Genomic DNA, 17,339 nt, shown 5'->3' with positions numbered 1-17,339 from the left:
GGAGTTTATTATGAACCATCGAATCGCTATTTTATCTGATATCCACGGAGATACGACAGCTCTGGAGGCAGTAATTGCGGATGCGCGTGCTCTAGGTGCGACGGAATACTGGCTTTTAGGTGACATTTTGCTACCGGGACCTGGAAGAGAGGACCTTTTTGAGTTGCTGGATGCGATTCCGATTACAGTGGCTGTTCGTGGAAATTGGGACGATTGTGTTTTAGAGGCTTTGGATGGCGAGTACGGACTTGAGGATCCGCAGGAGATCCAGCTTCTTCGTCTCACTCAGTACCTCATGGAAGGACTAGATCCTAAGCGGATCGATTGGCTTCGTTCACTTCCATTGGTAGAGAAGAAGAAGATCAATGGTATTCGTTTTTCACTGACCCACAATTTGCCAGAAAAGAATTACGGTGGAGACTTGCGTCCAGCAAATGCGACGGAGAACTTTGACCAACTGCTGGATGACCAGACAGATATGGCGATCTACGGGCATGTCCACAAGCAGTTGCTTCGCTATGGCAGTCAGGGTCAGCAGATCCTCAATCCGGGGACTATTGGCATGCCTTATTTCGACTGGGAACCAATTCAAAATCACAGGGCCCAGTATGCTCTGATCGATGTCGAGGCAGATGGGGTGACCAACCTGCACTTTCGGAAGGTGGCCTATGACTATGAAGCAGAGCTCCAAGATGCTAAGGACAAGGGCCTTCCTTTTATTGAGATGTACGAAGAACTGAGACGCGAGGATAACTATCGGGGTCATAACATCGAGCTTCTAACTTCTTTGATTGAACAACACGACTATCTAAAGGAGGTTAATGCTTTCCTTGAGTCTATAAAAACGCATAAGGGGTAAGTAATAAAGAAATGGGTTTAACTGTTGATCAGCATAGAGAGCTTGTGGTAAATGATATCCGACAAGCCCTTCAACATGTTTTTGGTGAGCATTTCGAAATTGTAGACATAGAAACGACAGCCCGGAGTGCTTATGGTCCGACTTTTATTCTTGAGATTCATCTTGAAGAATATAAGACAACAATAAATATGTTGGTTGAAGGTAACGATGTATCACTCCTTTGGGGGCCTGAAAGATTCGGAATGGAGTTTTTGTATGATCGAGATCGTTTTAGGGATAGCTTTGGAAAGATCAAAGCTTATCTGGATCAACCTGGCCTTATGTTTTCTGAAACACTGACTCCTGATAATCTCTTAAAAAAGCGTTTCCTCCTTAAAAGAATGATAGAATCGACCTTTGAGGGAATAGCAATAATAGACTTCTGGAGAAGACCCTTCGAAAAGAATGAACCCTTTAGGGTTGTCTTTACTTGTTTGTTGCCTCATTATCCACCTTTTTTTAGCTTTGAGATAGCGGGTCAGCAGTTTGTCCTTGAAGAGATAGACCCCATGCCTTCTAGTATAGATGACCAAGCATTTCCAATCCATCAGTCTATTGATCTAACCGTATCCAATATGACTTCTTTCTTGGATTGGTTTAAAGATAGTCTAGAAGGGAATACTTCCACTGATACGTTTTCTGCTTTAACACTCCCCCTTGATCCTGCTACCGTTGAAGAGAATATTTCTCAAGTACAAGAGATAATCCGATCGACGTTTACAAAGGACGTTTCCTTTATGGAAACGAAAAAACTGACCGAGGATCAGACTGTTTATGGCATTGATTTTTCAGTTCGATCTGAATATTATGATGCGATATTTTCAATTAGCTTGGTTGGACGACACTTTGCTCTTCGTGTTATGAAGCCAGATAAACCAGATAAGAAAGACAATTGGATGATCAATGGTTTTCCTTATCTGCTGGTGGAGGAAAACCTTAGCAAAGTCATCAGAGAAGCGGAGGCCTATTTTGCTAGACAGGTAGAACCAGTTGAAGCGAAAGTAGGGTCAACTGAAAGCAATAGTAAAGTAAAACCAAGCACCCAAGCTCTGATAGAAGTAGACCAAGCTAAGGACAAAGAAGAGGCGCTCAAAAAAGAGTTTTTAGGATTAAGAAAACTATGGAAAGTCCAATTCCTGATTTTCTGTCTTTTGATGATCGCCGTCTTCGCCCTAGAAATGTATATGGGGGGAGCTGGTTATAAGGCCTTTAAGATGAAAATTAAGTATAGTTGGATTTCTGTCCATAGTTTTTCATTTCTCTTTCTGACCTTGTATGCATTGTTGACCCTCTTTCCGACTCAAAAGAGAATCTATGAGCTCTTGCCTCAATCCCCAAGTTGGAAATCTCTTTCGACCAAGGGAGTTCGGCTACCTAAGAAGGAAACTGGCTGGACCTCTTTAGTGATCCTAATCTTACTTCTTCTAGGGACTCTTGATTTCCTCAGTCGCAAGCCAGAGCCCAAGGTCGAAAATCCGTTGAACTATCAAGAAATTAACAATCTCTATGAGGAAGAAAGAAATTCTCACTACGATGATATCATCAACAAAATCCAAGACTCTAGTGGCCAGTTCTTTGAAAAAGAAAGTCCTGCGTCGGAATAATCTGAACCCGTAGAAGTGAGAGTGGCCTAGTGGAAAATGAAACAGGGTCCTCAATGAAAAAACTCTGCAAGCTCTTTCATTTTGTGTTAAAATAGAGGTAATAGAATTAGAAAAGGAAGTTGACTATGAAATTCCTAGAACTCAACAAAAAACGTCATGCGATCAAGCATTTCACAGACCAGCCGGTCGATCCAAAAGATGTGCGGACAGCTATTGAAATTGCGACCTTGGCACCAAGTGCGCACAATAGCCAACCATGAAAATTCGTGGTCGTTCGTCAGAAAAATGCGGAATTGGCTAAACTAGCCTATGGTGGGAACTATGACCAAGTCATGGAAGCACCTGTGACCATCGCTCTCTTTACGGATACCGATTTGCAACGTCGGGCTCGGAAGATTGCTCGTGTCGGTGGGGTCCAGAACTTCTCAGAGGAGCAGTTGCAATACTTCATGCAAAACCTACCTGCAGAATATGCTCGCTACAATGAACAACAGATTAGCGATTACTTGGCATTGAATGCTGGATTGGTCGCAATGAACCTGGTATTGGCCTTGACGGACCAAGGGATCGGCTCAAACATCATCCTTGGCTTTGACAAATCAAAAGTCAACGAAGTCTTGGAAATCGAAGAGCGTTTCCGTCCAGAACTCTTGATTACAGTCGGTTACGCAGCAGAGAAGGTAGAACCTAGCTACCGCTTGCCAGTAGACGAAATCATCGAAAAACGCTAATAACAACAGAAAGAACCGGATGGTCCTCGTCTCGTACGATACAAGTCCGGTTTTCTAGAATCCTTTGGCAGTCGCTGAAGGGATTCTAGAGGATTCAATTTAAATCGAAATAACGGAGGAATGCATGACAACAATTGACTTTAAAGCAGAAGTAGAAAAACGTCGCGAAGAAATGATGGCTGACCTTTTCAGCCTCTTGGAAATCAACTCAGAACGGGATGACAGCCAAGCGGATGCGACTCACCCTTATGGACCTGGACCCGTCAAAGCTCTTGAGAAATTCTTGGAAATTGCTGAGCGTGATGGCTACGAAACAACCAACGTGGACAACTATGCTGGTCACTTCACCTTTGGACAAGGGGAAGAAGAGCTCGGGATCTTCGCCCACATGGACGTGGTGCCTGCAGGTAGTGGCTGGAATACAGACCCTTATAAACCTGAGATTATCGATGGCAAGCTCTATGCGCGTGGTTCATCAGATGATAAGGGACCTACAGTAGCTTGTTACTATGGTTTGAAGATTATCAAGGATCTGGGATTGCCAGTTTCTAAGCGCGTGCGCTTCGTGGTCGGTACAGATGAAGAATCTGGCTGGGGCGATATGGATTTCTATTTCAAACATGTCGGTCTTCCTGATCCAGACTTTGGCTTCTCTCCAGATGCGGAGTTCCCCATCATCAACGGGGAAAAAGGAAACATTACTGAGTACCTTCACTTCGGTGGTCAAAATACAGGTCAAGCGCATCTTCATAGCTTCACCGGTGGCCTTCGTGAAAACATGGTGCCTGAGTCAGCGACTGCAGTCGTTTCTGGTCAATTACCTGATCTAGCTAGTCTTTTGGAGGACTTTGCCAATGAACACCAACTTCGTTATGAAGTGTCTACAGTAGATGAAGACCAGTACAAGATCACCATTATCGGGAAATCTGCCCACGGCTCTACTCCAGAAGCTGGGATCAATGGAGCAACTTACTTGGCTCTCTTCTTGAACCAATTTGACTTCGGTGGAGATGCCAAAGCTTACTTGCAGGTGTCAGCATCTCTTCTTCACGAAGACTTTGCTGGTGAGAAGCTTGGCATTGCCCACACGGATGAAAAGATGGGGGCTCTCAGCATGAATGCGGGTGTCTTCAACTTCGACGAAAACAGCTCAGATAACACCATTGCCTTGAACATTCGTTACCCTAAAGGAACAGATCCAGAAACCATCAAAGCTGGTCTTGAAAAAGTAGAAGGAGTGGCATCTGTCAGCTTGTCTGCCCACGGCCACACCCCTCACTATGTTCCTATGGAAGATGAATTGGTCTCAACGCTTTTGCGTGTCTATGAAAAACAAACCGGACTGAAAGGTCATGAGCAAGTAATCGGTGGCGGAACCTTTGGTCGTCTATTAAAACGCGGGGTTGCCTTCGGTGCCATGTTCCCAGACTATGTGAACACAATGCACCAAGCCAATGAATTTGCGGATGTAGAAGATCTCTACCGTGCAGCTGCAATCTACGCAGAAGCCATCTACGAACTCATCAAATAAGATGCTACTCAGTCGGCACTTGCTGGCTGAGTTTTTGCTTAGAGGAGGAGAAATGGATCAACTGGAGCGGATCAAAGAAGCCATTATGGCCGATCCACAAAACAAAAACTATACGGATAAAGGGATCGAGCCCTTGTTTGCGGCACCAAAGACTGCTCGGATCAATATCATCGGACAGGCACCTGGACTGAAAACACAAGAAGCCGGCCTCTATTGGAAGGACAAGAGTGGAGACCGTCTTAGGGAGTGGTTGGGAGTCGATGAAGAGACCTTTTACCATTCGGGTCTATTTGCGGTCATTCCCATGGACTTTTATTTCCCAGGGCATGGCAAGTCAGGGGATCTGCCACCTCGCAAGGACTTTGCGGAAAAGTGGCACCCTCTGCTCCTTAAGGAGTGTCCGAATATCGAGTTGACTCTCTTGATCGGCCAGTATGCCCAAGCTTACTATCTCCATGAGAAAGTCAGTGGCAAGGTGACCGAGCGGGTAAGCCGATACAAGGACTACCTGCCCAACTATTTCCCTCTGATCCACCCTTCGCCCCGCAATCAGATCTGGATGGCCAAGAATCCCTGGTTTGAGGCAGAAGTGGTGCCGGCTCTTCAGGCTCGGGTCCAGCAGATTTTAAGAGAGTACAAAAAGAATAATGAGTGATAACCACCAATAGGAGGAATTCCCATGGATGCATATCAAAAAGTCAAAGCCAAATTGGACGAGCTCGGGATTGAATTTGATGTGGTGGAGCATCCACCAGTATTGACTACCGAGCAGGCCGATTCCTATATTGAAGGTCTCGAAGGGGTCCGGACAAAGACCATGTTTTTGACCAATAAAAAGAAAACCCAGTACTATCTGCTCATCATGGATGACCAGAAACTCTTGGACATGGATGACTTCAAAGAGCAAGTAGGAGCCAATCGGATCCGCATGGCTTCAACTGAATCTCTGGCAGAAAAAATGCAATTACCAGCAGGGACGGTATCTCCATTTGGCTTGTTAAACAATGAAGAAAAGGATATTCTCGTCTATTTTGATCAGGACATTGTGTCAGAGGAAATCATGACCTTCCATCCTAACACGAATGAAAAGACGATCTTTATCAAAACCCAAGACCTATTCCACTTTTTAGAATCCATTGATTTTAACTATGAAATACTAACCTTGCCATAGTGGCAACAAAAAGGAGAAATCATGAAAGAAATTCCATTTAATGACTTTTTTACAAAGTACCAAGCAGGAGAAATTAACGTCGTCGATGTTCGCGAGCAAGAGGAGTACGATGCTCTTCATCTGGACGAAGTGACCTTACTTCCCTTATCAGTATTGGCAGAACGCTATTCAGAGCTGAACAAAGACCAAGCCTATTATGTCATCTGCAAGTCTGGTCGGCGCTCAGCCCGTGCCTGTCAATTTTTGGAAGAAGCGGGCTATGATGTAACCAACGTCCAAGGTGGCATGGATGCATTTGACTAGTTGGGATGGCCCAGCTTGTGAATTCCGGTAGAACATTGAATTCTAGCTAAAATTTTTATATAATATATCTGTATTTTGTTTTATAAGGAGATTATTTTATGATCAAACAGGATTGGCTTGATTACTTTGAAGCTGTGAACGGTCGTTCAGCAACTGAAGCAGAGATCGCTCAAGCGTTGGCTGCAGGTGAGTTCCAAGAAGAACAGGTAGCCCAAGAAGCTTCACAATTTGTAGGTGCTCCAGTAGCTCCAGACCAAGTAAACGCTGGCTTTGTTGCTGCTCCAGCTGCACCAGAAGAAGTGACTTCACAGTACGTTGCAGCACCAGAAGCACCAGTACAAGAAGCACCACAATTCGCTGCTGCACCAGAGGCACCAGTTCAAGAAGCGCCACAATTCACTGCTGCGCCAGAGGCACCAGTTCAAGAGGCGCCACAATTTGCTGCTGCACCAGAAGCGCCTGTGCAAGAAGCGCCACAATATACTGCTACGCCTGAAGCACCAGTTCAAGAAGCGCCACAATATACTGCTGCGCCAGAAGCACCAGTTCAAGAAGCGCCACAATTCAATGCTGCTCCAGAAGCACCAGTCTTTGGTGCTCAACCAAACGGCTTCCAACAAGCGCCTCAACAACAGCCACAACCAGGATTTGGTCAACCAGCTCCAGGGCAAGCTCCAGGTCAAGGCTTCCAACAAGCACCTTATCCAGGTCAACCTCAACCAGGTCAAGCCTATTATGTACAACCTGCTCAACCAAACGCTTTTGGTCAAGCGATGAAAGGATTCTGGTCATGGATCGTTTCTGCTTTGGCTCGCCCAACAGTAGAAAATCAACCAAAAATCTTGAATGGTATCCTTCATTATGTGTTAACAGCATTTATCCTTAGCCTCTCACTATTCTTCGTGGCGAGTGCCTTCCCATACGCTCAGGTAGGATTTACTGCTTACTTGTTGATTGTCATTGTAACTTTCTTTACACTTTACGCCACTCAGTTAACTGGTTTCTTGGTTCGTAACCTTGTCTTGCAAGATAAAGAATACACCTACAAACGTTCATTTGATGAGTTTGCTCGCTTGTCTATCTATGCCTTGCCTGCATCCCTCATTGTCTTGATCCTTTCTCTAGTCAAGTACTTTGAAGGATTTAGCTTCCTTCTATCTTTGATCTTCGTTCTCTATTTCTTGGGCTTGCTATATACTGTTTACCAAGGTTTGAACAGAACAAAATTCAAAGCTGACAAATTCTTGTTACTCCTTGCTTCTACAGCAGTCATTCTTGTCATCTTCACCATTGTTGGCATCATTGACAGACGCATTTTAGAACAAGTATCCTTCTATATCGCTTCCTTCTTCTAATCAGATAGGGAAACGGTCATAATATCTTGTTCAACAACTATCGGATAAAAATAATTTAGGTTTTAGGAGAACAAACCGATGAACAAAAAATGGGTAGAATTATTTGAAAAAGTAATCGGTCGCAAACCTACTCCTGAAGAATTCATTGCCGGAAGAGATTCCGGCTTTGATTTTAAGGCAATCAAATCAATTGCCGGAGTAGCTATCGACCAAGTGGCGCCAGAAGTGCCAGGGCTAGGAGAGCAGGAAGTGGTAGAAGCAGTTGTAAATCCACTCCAACAGGCCTGGGAAGAGCGTTTCTTCGCCCTCTATGGACGTGCGCCACTTCCAGAAGAGATTGAATCAGCTCGTAGCCAGAACTTTGAAATCGTAGAAGGACCTGCTCCAACGATTCACTTGGATGAGACCAATCAAACAACACAGGTCTTCGCGCCAGTGGAGAGTCCATCAGAAGCTCCAGAAAGTCTGTCCCAGCCAGTTGAAGCCCTAGTGCCAGTAGAAGCGCCAGAGCAAGAAGAAGCTGGCAAGAAAGGCAAGAAAAAGAAAGAAAAGAAAGTCAAAAAAGAGAAAAAGGGCAAGAAAAAGAAAGTTTTCTTCTTCAGTATTTTGGCTTTGTTGGTCTTGGCCTTGTCTGGACTAGGCTATTACTTCTCAACAACTACGGGCCCACAGGTGACAGTAGACAAATTGGTCACAGCCATTGAACAAAAGGATTACCGGGAAGTGGCTAGCATCCTATCAAATGACAAGGACAAGTGGACCAAGGAAGAAGCTCAAGGCTTGCTTGACTACATGACGGCTCAGAAGATCGATGTCATTTACGAATTAGATCATATCGCCCAGTCTTCAAAAACAGGGATCGTCAAGGACAAAAATCAGAATCTACTGATTGGAATCGAGAAGGCGGATAAGAAATTCGGTATCTTCCAAGAATACCGCATCGCAACCTATCCACTTGAAGTCACAGCAACTACGAATCTGGATGATGCCAAGCTTAAGACCAGTGAAAAAGAGTCGACAGTGCTCAAAAAGAACCAAACCACCAAACTTGGAAAGGTTCACTTTGCGCCACGAGACATGCAACTGGACGGTAAGACCGAAGTTGGAAAGATTTCTAGTGAGGTCAAGCTAGATCCAGCTCAAGCTTCTAAGAATAAGCTGGACTTGACCTTCAATTCTGAGAAACGACTTCTGGAAATTGAATTCCCAGAGGAAGTCAGCAATCCAACGGATATCAAGGTAGCCGTGAATGGCAAGGAAGTCGGCACAAGTACTTTATTTGAAGTCGACGTCGTAGCCCATCAAGAAATCGAGGTCCATGCAGTCTTTAGTCTCAACAATGAGAGCTATACAACTGAAAAGACCAAGGTTACAATCGGTGAAACTCCTGATGACGATGAAGTCATCACCTTGAAGCTTTCTAAGGATGTGGCTAAACGATTGAAAGATGCAGAAACAGCTCGTAAAGCCAAGGAAGAAGAAGCCAAGAAGGCAGAAGAGAAGAAAACTGCTATCACCTCCTTCCTCCAAGACTACCGGACAGAAATCTTCTCATCTGTCTCAAGTAGATCCAACACCTACTCCAAGTACTATGACACTTCAAGTGATGCCTACAAGGAAATGGTGGAGTGGACGACAGGTGGAGGCGTCAAGAAGGCTGAAATCGACTACTATACACCAGGTGTTTTCAACGTTCTCAGCGTTACCGAAGAGAACGGAATGATCATCGTGAAAACCCACGAAGAATATACTGTACACTATGTGACCAGCCGAAAAGATAGCCAGAGTAGCAAGGACAAGACCTACACCCTAAAACCTGTGGGGGATACTTACGTGATTACGGCTATTGCAGTCACGGCTGGTAATTAGGAGGTTTATGATGAAATTAAGCATGACAAAATGGACGCTTGCTGGCCTGGTTCTGTTGAGCCTAGGTGCTTGTGGCCAACAAAAGGAATCAAAGAGCTCATCTCAAAAAGAGCCTGCTTCCAGTAAGCAAGTCGCTCAGTCGTCAGCCGGCAAAGAAACCAGTGCTTCTGAAGCAACTTCATCTGATGATAGCGACAAGTCAACGAAGAAGGCAGGCGAAGTCACAGTAGACAAAGGCGTTTCTTTCAATGGTTCTTACTACAGTGTTCAAGGAAAGTCTGGGGATATCGTCATCGCCAACAAGCACTACCCCTTAGCTGCAGACTACAATCCAGGTGAGGATCCGACAGCTGTTGCGGCCTTGCACGAGTTGATTGCAGCCATGCAGGCAGAAGGCTATGCTATCAGCGATCAATACAGTGGTTTCCGCAGTTATGAGACCCAGGTTGTTCTCTACCAAAGCTATGTCAATCAAGACGGAGCAGCTGCAGCAGATCGCTACTCAGCTCGTCCTGGCTATAGTGAGCACCAGACAGGTCTAGCATTTGACCTCATCGATACTAGTGGCAATCTGGTCCAAGAAGCAGGCGCAAGCAAATGGTTGCTCAAGAATGCTGCTAAGTATGGCTTTATCGTCCGCTATCAAGAAGGAAAAGAAGCGAGCACAGGCTACATGCCGGAAAGTTGGCACCTTCGCTATATTGGAGAAGATGCAAAAGACGTCGCAGCTTCAGGAAAAAGCCTAGAAGAATACTTTAACTTTACCGGTGGCGACTACGAATAATACAAAAACCGCCCTTTCAGGAAGTCTGAAGGAGCGGTATTTTTGTGCGGACAAGGACAAGAAAAAACCACTGCCAAGTGGAAGTGGTTTTGATTGGTTTCTTATTTGAGACCGTATTTTTTGTTGAAACGATCCACACGTCCATCTGCTTGAGTGAACTTTTGACGTCCAGTGTAGAATGGGTGTGAGTCTGATGAAATTTCAACACGGATCAATGGGTAAGTTTCACCTTCGAATTCAACAGTCTCGTTAGAGTACTTAGTTGAACCACTAAGGAACTTATAACCAGTAGTAGTGTCCATGAAGACAACAGGGCGATATTCTGGATGGATATCTTTTTTCATTTTGCAATAATTCCTTTCTGCCATGGTCTCTTTCCGAGCCATAGATTGTTACTAAGTTAGTTTATCAAAAACAAATGAGTTTGGCAAGGATTTTTACCAAATTTTTCGTATTTTATAAAGAAAAAAAGTGGGAGAAGCCTATCCTGTTAGGTAAGCTTTCCCACTCCGACTAACAACCCTAGAAAGGAATAGTTAGCCATGTAAGATCAATAGAAATCTTTTTATTCTTGACCAGGTTCAGTAGTTGGCTGTTCTGGTTGTTGAGGTTGCTGTTGCTCTTGTGGTTGCCAAGCTTGTTGAGGCGCTTGTTGGAACCCTTGTTGAGGCTGTTGAGGCGCTTGTTGGAACCCTTGTTGAGGCGCTTGTTGGAACCCTTGCTGAGGTTGTTGAGGCGCTTGTTGGAACCCTTGTCCCGGAGCAGGTTGACCAAATCCTTGTTGCGGTTGTTGCCATTGTTGTTGTCCAGGTTGACCAAACCCTTGTTGAGGCGCTTGTTGGAACCCTTGTCCTGGGGCAGGCTGACCAAATCCTTGTTGCGGTTGTTGCCATTGTTGTTGACCAGGTTGACCAAACCCTTGTTGAGGCGCTTGTTGGAACCCTTGTCCTGGAGCAGGTTGACCAAATCCTTGTTGAGACGCTTGTTGGAATCCTTGTCCTGGGGCAGGCTGACCAAACCCTTGTTGCGGTTGTTGCCATTGTTGTTGTCCAGGTTGACCCGGTTGTTGTGGTGATTGGACAGATGATGCAACAGACTGTGCGAATCCTCTACTTGTTGATGCAAGTTCTTGGAATGTCCCTTTAGTGATTTTACCACCAGACATAGCAAGGAGTCCTGTGACCACAATAGCAATACTTGCAATGACTGCAATAATCAAACCAAAACCAATAGAAAAGCCATCACCGAATTGAGATGAAGCACCAAAGACTCTAAACATAGTGATGATCGTAATTAAGCTTTCAAGAATACCGATAGCAATGACACCAATAGAAAAATTCTTGTTCATTGGTGGAGCAATGTTTGGAAGGCAAGCTAGAACGATGGCACCAATAGCTAGGACAACGATGACCCATCCAAATTCACCTTGAATTCCACTGAAAGAATAACTTCCGAAGGATCCACCATTTAATGTACTCCATGGCAAAAAGGTAGAAATGGCAGTAAGAGCTGCTGCGACGATGATAAAAATACGATGTTTATGCATAAAACGTCTCCTTTTTTTGTGATTATTATAGCATAAATTAGCTCAAACTGGAATGGAAATTTAAGAAATCGTTCACATTTTTCTAAATGTTATTAAAATTCATTCGTTTTTGTGTAAAATGAAAAAAGGCCAATCGTCTCCACTAGAAACGACTGACCTGCTTGCTTGATTTTCACTATCTATTTGGCCTTGGCAACTTCCTGTAGTTCTCGATAGATTTGCTCGTTTTCTTCTAAGGAATAAGAATTGGCTCCACTGGCGAGTGGGTGACCTCCACCATCGTGGCGTTTGGCAATCTCATTGATCACCAGAGCCTTACTTCTCATACGGACGCGGTAGTGGCCGTCAGCTTGCTCGACAAAGATAGCCCAGACGCTGACGTCTTCGATCCGACCAGGTGCTGAGACGATCGCAGCAGTCTCGGCATCTGTGATTTGGTAATGTTTGAGGAGCTCCTGGGTCAGGGTTACGCGACTAGCTCCATTTTCATCGATTTCGAGATGATCATAGATATAGCCTTGAAGCTTGGCGATCTTGGAGCTCATGCTGTCCATCTGACGAGAAAGACCTGCAAAATCAAAGTCAAAGCTACGAAGGTGGGCAGCCATCTCGAAAGTCCGGCTGGTCGTCGAAGGGTAGAGAAAACGTCCAGTGTCTCCGACAATACCAGCATAGAGGAGACGGGCTGCTTCTGGACTAATCTCAAGCTGTTGTTCAAGAGCGAAGAGGGTGATAAGCTCACTCGTAGAGCTTGAATCTGTGTCTACCCAGAGGAGATCTCCGTAGGCATCATCGTTTGGATGGTGGTCGATCTTGATCAGAAAATCGCCACTCGTGTAGCGTTTGTCATCGATGCGAGGAGTGTTGGCAGTATCGCAGACAATGACCAAGGCACCTGCATAGTCCTCATCTGTAACAGTATCCATGCTAGCCATCCAAGCAAGTGTCGGCTCGTTATAGCCGGTAGCTAGGACTCTTTTGTCTGGGAAGTTGGTCTGGATGATCTCTTTCAGACCAACCTGGCTTCCAATCGCGTCAGGATCCGGATTCATATGGCGGTGAAGGATTATGGTATCGTAGTGGTTGATTTTCTCTAAAATGTCCTGTGTGATCTGCATATAGTACCTCATTTAATTCTCTTTCAATTTTAGCATAAGGAGGGCATTTGGAAAAGAAAAAGGTTGTCTAGCCTCAGGTGGACAATTTCCGAACAATGCCAGGCTCTCAGTACTTGACTATGCAAAATGCGCGCGAAAGTGGTATAATGTCATAAGATTATTATTTGGAGGGAATTATGACATTAGCAAAGATTGTTTTTGCAAGTATGACAGGAAATACAGAAGAGATTGCTGATATCGTAGCAGATAAGTTTCGTGATCTTGGTGTCGAAGTAGAAGTCGACGAATGTACAACAGTAGACGCAGAGGACTTTCTTGAAGCTGATATTGCAGTCGTAGCAACCTATACCTACGGTGATGGTGAGCTTCCTGACGAAATCGTAGACTTTTATGAAGACTTAGCGGGTCTTGACTTGAATGGTAAGATTTACGGTGTTGTCGGATCCGGTGATACCTTCTACGACGAGTTCTGTAAGGCAGTTGATGACTTTGATCGTGTCTTTGCAGCGACTGGTGCGGTTAAAGGTTCTGAGTGCGTCAAGGTAGACTTGTCAGCTGAAGATGAAGATATTGAAAAATTAGAAGCTTTTGCAGAAGAAGTCGTAGCAAAAGTCGGCTAATTCATAGCTAAGTAAGGTGTTTGCATGTGGCAAGCACTTTTTTTATGGATGAAAACCTTCAATAGCTGGATAGGGCTAGTAAGATTGCCCAATTTTTGATAAAATGGGTAGCAAAAAGTAAGGAGGCCAGTGTATGGAACTAGAAAAGATTCGCCAAGAGATTGACAGTATTGATAAAGAATTGGTCCGTCTATTAGAACGCCGGATGCACTGTGTGGAAGACGTCATTCGTTACAAAGAAACCCATCAAAACCCTGTCTTGGACCGGGCCAGAGAGGAAGAGGTCTTAGCCAATGTAGCCAGCTTGGTCCAGGAAAAATGCTATGAAGAAACCATCCTTGCCACTTATCGGGACTTGATGAAGCGCTCCAGAGGCTATCAAGCCGATCAGTTAGATGCGGACTAGGGTGCTGAGATGACGATGAGTAAAAGAACCTTTGTTTATACCCTAGATGCCCTTATAATCGGGGCAATCGTTGGAGTGATTGATACCCTCTTTGGGCGTGTCTTGATCGGGATTGGAGAAGTTCGTACAGACTATCTCCTCTATCTCTTGCCCTTTCTGGCTCTAGCAGGTATCTTAATCACCTATCTCAATCGCACCTATGGGGGCAAGAGTCAAAAAGGTATGGAGCTCCTCTTTGAAGTGGGTGAGGGAAGGGAGAAAAACATTCCCAAGCGCTTGATCCCCTTGACCATCCTCTCTACCTGGATGACGCATCTCTTTGGTGGATCCGCTGGTCGCGAAGGAGTGGCGGTCCAGCTTGGTGGGACAGTGGCCCATGCTCTACGAAGAGAGGAACTTGGCCCAGACGCTTCACGGATCTATTTGGTCACTGGGATGGCAGCCGGCTTCGGTGGCCTCTTTCAGACGCCTCTAGCCGCTATCTTCTTTGCAATGGAGGTCCTAGTGGTTGGGAGACTGGAGTGGCGGGCTCTCTATCCTGCGACCATTGCAGCCTTTGTCGCTAGTTGGACCTCTCATACCTTGGGGCTAGAGAAGTTCACCCAGGTCATTTCAGATAAGCTTTCCCTATCTCCTCTAGTAGTCTTGCAGTTGCTGATCTTAGGAGTGATCTTTGGTATGACAGGTAAGCTCTTTGCCTATCTTTTGGGGCTGTTAAAAACTAGCTTTGCCAAGACCTTTGCCAATCCCTATGTGCGGATTGGAGTGGTTGGTCTCGGTCTAAGTGTCCTCTTGTATCTGATTGGGACAGGTCGCTATACAGGACTGGGGACCAATCTAATCTCCCAAAGTTTTGCGGGAGCTGATGGCAAGAGCTTGATCACTGGAGCAGACTGGATCCTCAAGCTCCTTTTTACGGTAACGACCATTGCTGCAGGCTATAAGGGAGGAGAAGTGACCCCGCTCTTTTCTATCGGGGCAAGTCTAGGTGTCTGGCTAGCTCCTTTCCTTGGACTTCCGTTTTATCTGGTAGCCGCCTTGGGCTATGCTGCAGTCTTTGCTGGTGCAACCTCAACGACCATTGGTCCAATTTTGATCGGGTGTGAGGTCTTTGGATTCCAGCATTGGCCAGCCTTTCTCCTAGTCTGTCTGGTCGCTACGCGTCTCTTTCCAGCCTTGTCTATCTATGGTGGACAAAAAGTTGCGAAAAAGTTGCAATAATCCTTTACAAACGAACATTCTTTTGGTATTATAAACTTTGTGCGTAATGAAAGCACAAAAATACAGTTTATCCGCTGGGGGAGTAGCCCTCAAGATTGACGAAGATAGGAGAATAAAATGAATCCATTAATCCAAAGCTTGACTGAAGGTCAACTTCGTACTGATATCCCTGCATTCCGTCCTGGTGACACTGTTCGTGTACACGCGAAAGTTGTCGAAGGATCTCGTGAACGTATCCAGATCTTTGAAGGCGTTGTTATCGCTCGTAAAGGTCAAGGACACACTGAAATGTACACTGTTCGTAAAATCTCTAACGGTGTCGGTGTTGAACGTACATTCCCAGTACACACTCCACGTGTAGAAAAGATTGAAGTTGTACGTTACGGTAAAGTACGTCGTGCGAAATTGTACTACCTTCGTGCATTGCAAGGTAAAGCAGCTCGTATTAAAGAAATCCGTCGTTAAGACGAACAAGGAGGCGGGAGTGATCTCGCTTCTTTTTTTATAGGGTCCCCTTAGTTCAATGGATATAACAACTCCCTCCTAAGGAGTAGTTGCTGGTTCGATTCCGGCAGGGGACAGAAATAGAAAAGAAAACACTGATGATTCAGTGTTTTTTTGTTGGTTTATGGAAGGATGGATCTTGGGGAAAGTGCTTATATGGTATAATAGTGGAACATGAGAACATTGATTTTTAAGGTAGTCCTATCATTTTGGAATACCAAATTAAAAGATTATGAGTACTCTACAAGTTTATTCAAAAAGGGATATAAGAAAAGGAAGTTAAATCAAAATTTCTGGTACAAGGTCAATCATCACATTTGACCATAAAAATGGCTATGTTTTAAAGCAAATGGAGAATTGTTGACTGATGGAAGTTTTACTGCATATAAGTCAACTATACTGAATTGGGAGTCATCATTCAATCACATTCGTATCACACAGAATGTGATAGATAAACTTGTCGAGGAGGTGCAGTCCCTGATGACTGAGCAAACAATACACTGAGTTAGAGTAGGAGCAGGATGATGAGAATCGATTATAGTGAACGGATGGTCACATGGGGATGGGATGGTAGTGAAATAAAGATAGAACTACCAGATATCATTCAAGCAGAGTATAATAAAGCTGAAAACATTGTGATGGTCTATAGTGGTGAAAACTTTGTAAGCAAAATTATTTTCTACTTTAGTTTAGCAGGAAAATTATTAGGGCAACAAAATCTACTAGAAGGTACCCTAGAGTGGAATCATAATGGGCAGCACCAGATTGGTTTTCATCATTTACATCATCTTCGCTTTAGCCCTAAATATCAGCGTATCTTCAGCATATTTGGCTCATCAAGTGGATTTGATATTCCTTCAGAATTAGAGATTTATAATTTAGAAGGTGAGAAAATTGACAAAATTGAATCTCCTATAGGATATACAATGATGTATATTTCTGAGATAAGTAAAGAGAAACTGAGAATTGTCTGTGAGGCTCTTAAAGAGGATTGTTTTGATAAATTTGGTCGAAGGGATTTCTATTTTGATGTGGAGTTAGAAAATAGAAAATGGGTAAAAGATGGCATTGCCTATTGAGGAAGAGAAAAAGAAGCCTGATTTTATGTTATTCTGGTTGAGAGAATAACTTGCACTAGGAGAATACAAATGAAACCAACAAACCTAGAATGGGAAGATGTTATTCAGTTTGAAGAAGTTGAAGGATATGGGAAATCTATCTGGAAAAATGAGGATAAATATTATTTAGTTTCAGAAGAGGGAACTGTGGCTTCTTGGTTAGTAGTCTATGAATTACCAAATGAGCTATTTGCCTTATTAGATAGTGGAGAGAGATCACTACTCGAAATATTTTACATGATTGAGACCGATCGGTGGCCACCTACGGAAGAAGAGAAGAAAGCTAGTGAGAAACGATTCATAGAAGAGAGTCCTACATCATTAATTGATTTACCTGAAACTAGAGAATTATTTACTCATGAAGAGCTTGAAAGATTAATTCCACTTGCTGAGCAAATGTGGATTGATTGGAGAGGGAGACTTCCAGATGATTATGTATCGCCATTGAAATAGCTTATGGGGAAAATAGAAAGGGTTTATTTTTGATAAATTGCAAGAATAAGTGCAACATTTACTTGAACTCATCCTCTAGAGCTTCACAAGCAGTTCTGTAAGCTAAA

Annotated in this window: 18 protein-coding genes, 1 tRNA gene and 1 pseudogene; 17 read left to right on the top strand and 3 right to left on the bottom strand. The window is 44.2% G+C overall.

Annotated features, from left to right (window positions below; translation table 11 throughout):
• The first annotated feature begins 10 nt into the window (after positions 1 to 10).
• From K1J10_RS03730 to ldcB, 10 genes and pseudogenes are all read left to right on the top strand, one after another.
• Positions 11 to 859: a metallophosphoesterase family protein gene (locus K1J10_RS03730; RefSeq protein ID WP_223355915.1), complete on the top strand. Its 849-nt coding sequence runs from the start codon at positions 11 to 13 to the stop codon at positions 857 to 859.
• A gap of 548 nt (positions 860 to 1,407) precedes the next feature.
• Positions 1,408 to 2,502, top strand: a complete 1,095-nt coding sequence (locus tag K1J10_RS03725; protein WP_223355914.1) for a hypothetical protein — start codon at positions 1,408 to 1,410, stop codon at positions 2,500 to 2,502.
• A gap of 125 nt (positions 2,503 to 2,627) precedes the next feature.
• A pseudogene (locus tag K1J10_RS03720) lies at positions 2,628 to 3,233 on the top strand (nitroreductase family protein).
• A gap of 124 nt (positions 3,234 to 3,357) precedes the next feature.
• On the top strand, positions 3,358 to 4,764 hold the full coding sequence (gene pepV / locus K1J10_RS03715; RefSeq protein WP_223355913.1) for a dipeptidase PepV: 1,407 nt from the start codon (positions 3,358 to 3,360) through the stop codon (positions 4,762 to 4,764).
• Positions 4,765 to 4,816: 52 nt separating this feature from the next.
• Complete coding sequence (locus K1J10_RS03710) at positions 4,817 to 5,419, top strand: uracil-DNA glycosylase family protein (RefSeq protein WP_223355912.1); 603 nt, start codon at positions 4,817 to 4,819, stop codon at positions 5,417 to 5,419.
• 24 nt (positions 5,420 to 5,443) lie between these two features.
• Positions 5,444 to 5,935, top strand: coding sequence for a prolyl-tRNA synthetase associated domain-containing protein (locus K1J10_RS03705; protein ID WP_048716800.1), 492 nt, complete (start codon positions 5,444 to 5,446; stop codon positions 5,933 to 5,935).
• Positions 5,936 to 5,956: 21 nt separating this feature from the next.
• Positions 5,957 to 6,238, top strand: a complete 282-nt coding sequence (locus K1J10_RS03700) for a rhodanese-like domain-containing protein (RefSeq protein ID WP_223355911.1) — start codon at positions 5,957 to 5,959, stop codon at positions 6,236 to 6,238.
• Positions 6,239 to 6,336: 98 nt separating this feature from the next.
• Complete coding sequence (locus tag K1J10_RS03695; protein WP_223355910.1) at positions 6,337 to 7,593, top strand: DUF6574 domain-containing protein; 1,257 nt, start codon at positions 6,337 to 6,339, stop codon at positions 7,591 to 7,593.
• A 78-nt stretch (positions 7,594 to 7,671) separates the two neighbouring features.
• A complete protein-coding gene (locus tag K1J10_RS03690) occupies positions 7,672 to 9,462 on the top strand; it encodes a TcaA second domain-containing protein (RefSeq protein WP_223355909.1) in 1,791 nt (596 codons plus the stop codon).
• A 10-nt stretch (positions 9,463 to 9,472) separates the two neighbouring features.
• Positions 9,473 to 10,246 (top strand): LD-carboxypeptidase LdcB/DacB, encoded by a 774-nt coding sequence (gene ldcB / locus K1J10_RS03685; protein WP_048716809.1) that lies wholly within the window; start codon positions 9,473 to 9,475, stop codon positions 10,244 to 10,246.
• Between the two features lie 101 nt (positions 10,247 to 10,347).
• On the opposite strand, the gene K1J10_RS03680 is transcribed toward ldcB, so the two are convergent.
• The 3 genes from K1J10_RS03680 to K1J10_RS03670 form a co-directional block, all read right to left on the bottom strand.
• A complete protein-coding gene (locus K1J10_RS03680) occupies positions 10,348 to 10,590 on the bottom strand; it encodes a type B 50S ribosomal protein L31 (RefSeq protein WP_023023047.1) in 243 nt (80 codons plus the stop codon).
• Between the two features lie 221 nt (positions 10,591 to 10,811).
• Positions 10,812 to 11,792, bottom strand: a complete 981-nt coding sequence (locus K1J10_RS03675; protein WP_223355908.1) for a hypothetical protein — start codon at positions 11,790 to 11,792, stop codon at positions 10,812 to 10,814.
• 179 nt (positions 11,793 to 11,971) lie between these two features.
• The gene (locus tag K1J10_RS03670) at positions 11,972 to 12,910 is read right to left on the bottom strand and encodes a DHH family phosphoesterase (protein ID WP_048716826.1); all 939 of its coding nucleotides are present in this window, start codon (positions 12,908 to 12,910) and stop codon (positions 11,972 to 11,974) included.
• Positions 12,911 to 13,086: 176 nt separating this feature from the next.
• On the opposite strand from K1J10_RS03670, the gene K1J10_RS03665 reads away from it, so the two are divergent.
• The 7 genes from K1J10_RS03665 (at position 13,087) to K1J10_RS03635 (ending at position 17,232) form a co-directional block, all read left to right on the top strand.
• Positions 13,087 to 13,530 (top strand): flavodoxin, encoded by a 444-nt coding sequence (locus tag K1J10_RS03665; RefSeq protein WP_023026746.1) that lies wholly within the window; start codon positions 13,087 to 13,089, stop codon positions 13,528 to 13,530.
• Between the two features lie 133 nt (positions 13,531 to 13,663).
• Complete coding sequence (locus K1J10_RS03660) at positions 13,664 to 13,936, top strand: chorismate mutase (RefSeq protein ID WP_223355907.1); 273 nt, start codon at positions 13,664 to 13,666, stop codon at positions 13,934 to 13,936.
• 9 nt (positions 13,937 to 13,945) lie between these two features.
• Complete coding sequence (locus K1J10_RS03655) at positions 13,946 to 15,157, top strand: chloride channel protein (RefSeq protein WP_223355906.1); 1,212 nt, start codon at positions 13,946 to 13,948, stop codon at positions 15,155 to 15,157.
• Positions 15,158 to 15,274: 117 nt separating this feature from the next.
• Positions 15,275 to 15,622, top strand: coding sequence for a 50S ribosomal protein L19 (gene rplS / locus K1J10_RS03650; protein ID WP_003003254.1), 348 nt, complete (start codon positions 15,275 to 15,277; stop codon positions 15,620 to 15,622).
• A 44-nt stretch (positions 15,623 to 15,666) separates the two neighbouring features.
• Positions 15,667 to 15,738: transfer RNA gene (locus tag K1J10_RS03645), tRNA-Arg, on the top strand.
• 447 nt (positions 15,739 to 16,185) lie between these two features.
• A complete protein-coding gene (locus tag K1J10_RS03640) occupies positions 16,186 to 16,740 on the top strand; it encodes a hypothetical protein (RefSeq protein WP_223355905.1) in 555 nt (184 codons plus the stop codon).
• A 69-nt stretch (positions 16,741 to 16,809) separates the two neighbouring features.
• The gene (locus K1J10_RS03635; protein WP_223355904.1) at positions 16,810 to 17,232 is read left to right on the top strand and encodes a hypothetical protein; all 423 of its coding nucleotides are present in this window, start codon (positions 16,810 to 16,812) and stop codon (positions 17,230 to 17,232) included.
• The last annotated feature ends 107 nt before the right edge of the window (positions 17,233 to 17,339 follow it).

The sequence above is a fragment of the Streptococcus australis genome, from assembly GCF_019930045.1.
GTDB lineage: Bacteria > Bacillota > Bacilli > Lactobacillales > Streptococcaceae > Streptococcus > Streptococcus australis_D.
Note: the sequence above shows the minus strand (reverse complement) of the source record. Positions and strands in the feature narration are given on the sequence as shown.

Coding starts and splice junctions, on each gene's coding strand:
- K1J10_RS03730 (WP_223355915.1), top strand. CDS start 11: ATGAACCATCGAATCGCTATTTTATCTGATATCCACGGAGATACGACA.
- K1J10_RS03725 (WP_223355914.1), top strand. CDS start 1,408: ATGCCTTCTAGTATAGATGACCAAGCATTTCCAATCCATCAGTCTATT.
- pepV (WP_223355913.1), top strand. CDS start 3,358: ATGACAACAATTGACTTTAAAGCAGAAGTAGAAAAACGTCGCGAAGAA.
- K1J10_RS03710 (WP_223355912.1), top strand. CDS start 4,817: ATGGATCAACTGGAGCGGATCAAAGAAGCCATTATGGCCGATCCACAA.
- K1J10_RS03705 (WP_048716800.1), top strand. CDS start 5,444: ATGGATGCATATCAAAAAGTCAAAGCCAAATTGGACGAGCTCGGGATT.
- K1J10_RS03700 (WP_223355911.1), top strand. CDS start 5,957: ATGAAAGAAATTCCATTTAATGACTTTTTTACAAAGTACCAAGCAGGA.
- K1J10_RS03695 (WP_223355910.1), top strand. CDS start 6,337: ATGATCAAACAGGATTGGCTTGATTACTTTGAAGCTGTGAACGGTCGT.
- K1J10_RS03690 (WP_223355909.1), top strand. CDS start 7,672: ATGAACAAAAAATGGGTAGAATTATTTGAAAAAGTAATCGGTCGCAAA.
- ldcB (WP_048716809.1), top strand. CDS start 9,473: ATGAAATTAAGCATGACAAAATGGACGCTTGCTGGCCTGGTTCTGTTG.
- K1J10_RS03680 (WP_023023047.1), bottom strand. CDS start 10,590: ATGAAAAAAGATATCCATCCAGAATATCGCCCTGTTGTCTTCATGGAC.
- K1J10_RS03675 (WP_223355908.1), bottom strand. CDS start 11,792: ATGCATAAACATCGTATTTTTATCATCGTCGCAGCAGCTCTTACTGCC.
- K1J10_RS03670 (WP_048716826.1), bottom strand. CDS start 12,910: ATGCAGATCACACAGGACATTTTAGAGAAAATCAACCACTACGATACC.
- K1J10_RS03665 (WP_023026746.1), top strand. CDS start 13,087: ATGACATTAGCAAAGATTGTTTTTGCAAGTATGACAGGAAATACAGAA.
- K1J10_RS03660 (WP_223355907.1), top strand. CDS start 13,664: ATGGAACTAGAAAAGATTCGCCAAGAGATTGACAGTATTGATAAAGAA.
- K1J10_RS03655 (WP_223355906.1), top strand. CDS start 13,946: ATGACGATGAGTAAAAGAACCTTTGTTTATACCCTAGATGCCCTTATA.
- rplS (WP_003003254.1), top strand. CDS start 15,275: ATGAATCCATTAATCCAAAGCTTGACTGAAGGTCAACTTCGTACTGAT.
- K1J10_RS03640 (WP_223355905.1), top strand. CDS start 16,186: ATGAGAATCGATTATAGTGAACGGATGGTCACATGGGGATGGGATGGT.
- K1J10_RS03635 (WP_223355904.1), top strand. CDS start 16,810: ATGAAACCAACAAACCTAGAATGGGAAGATGTTATTCAGTTTGAAGAA.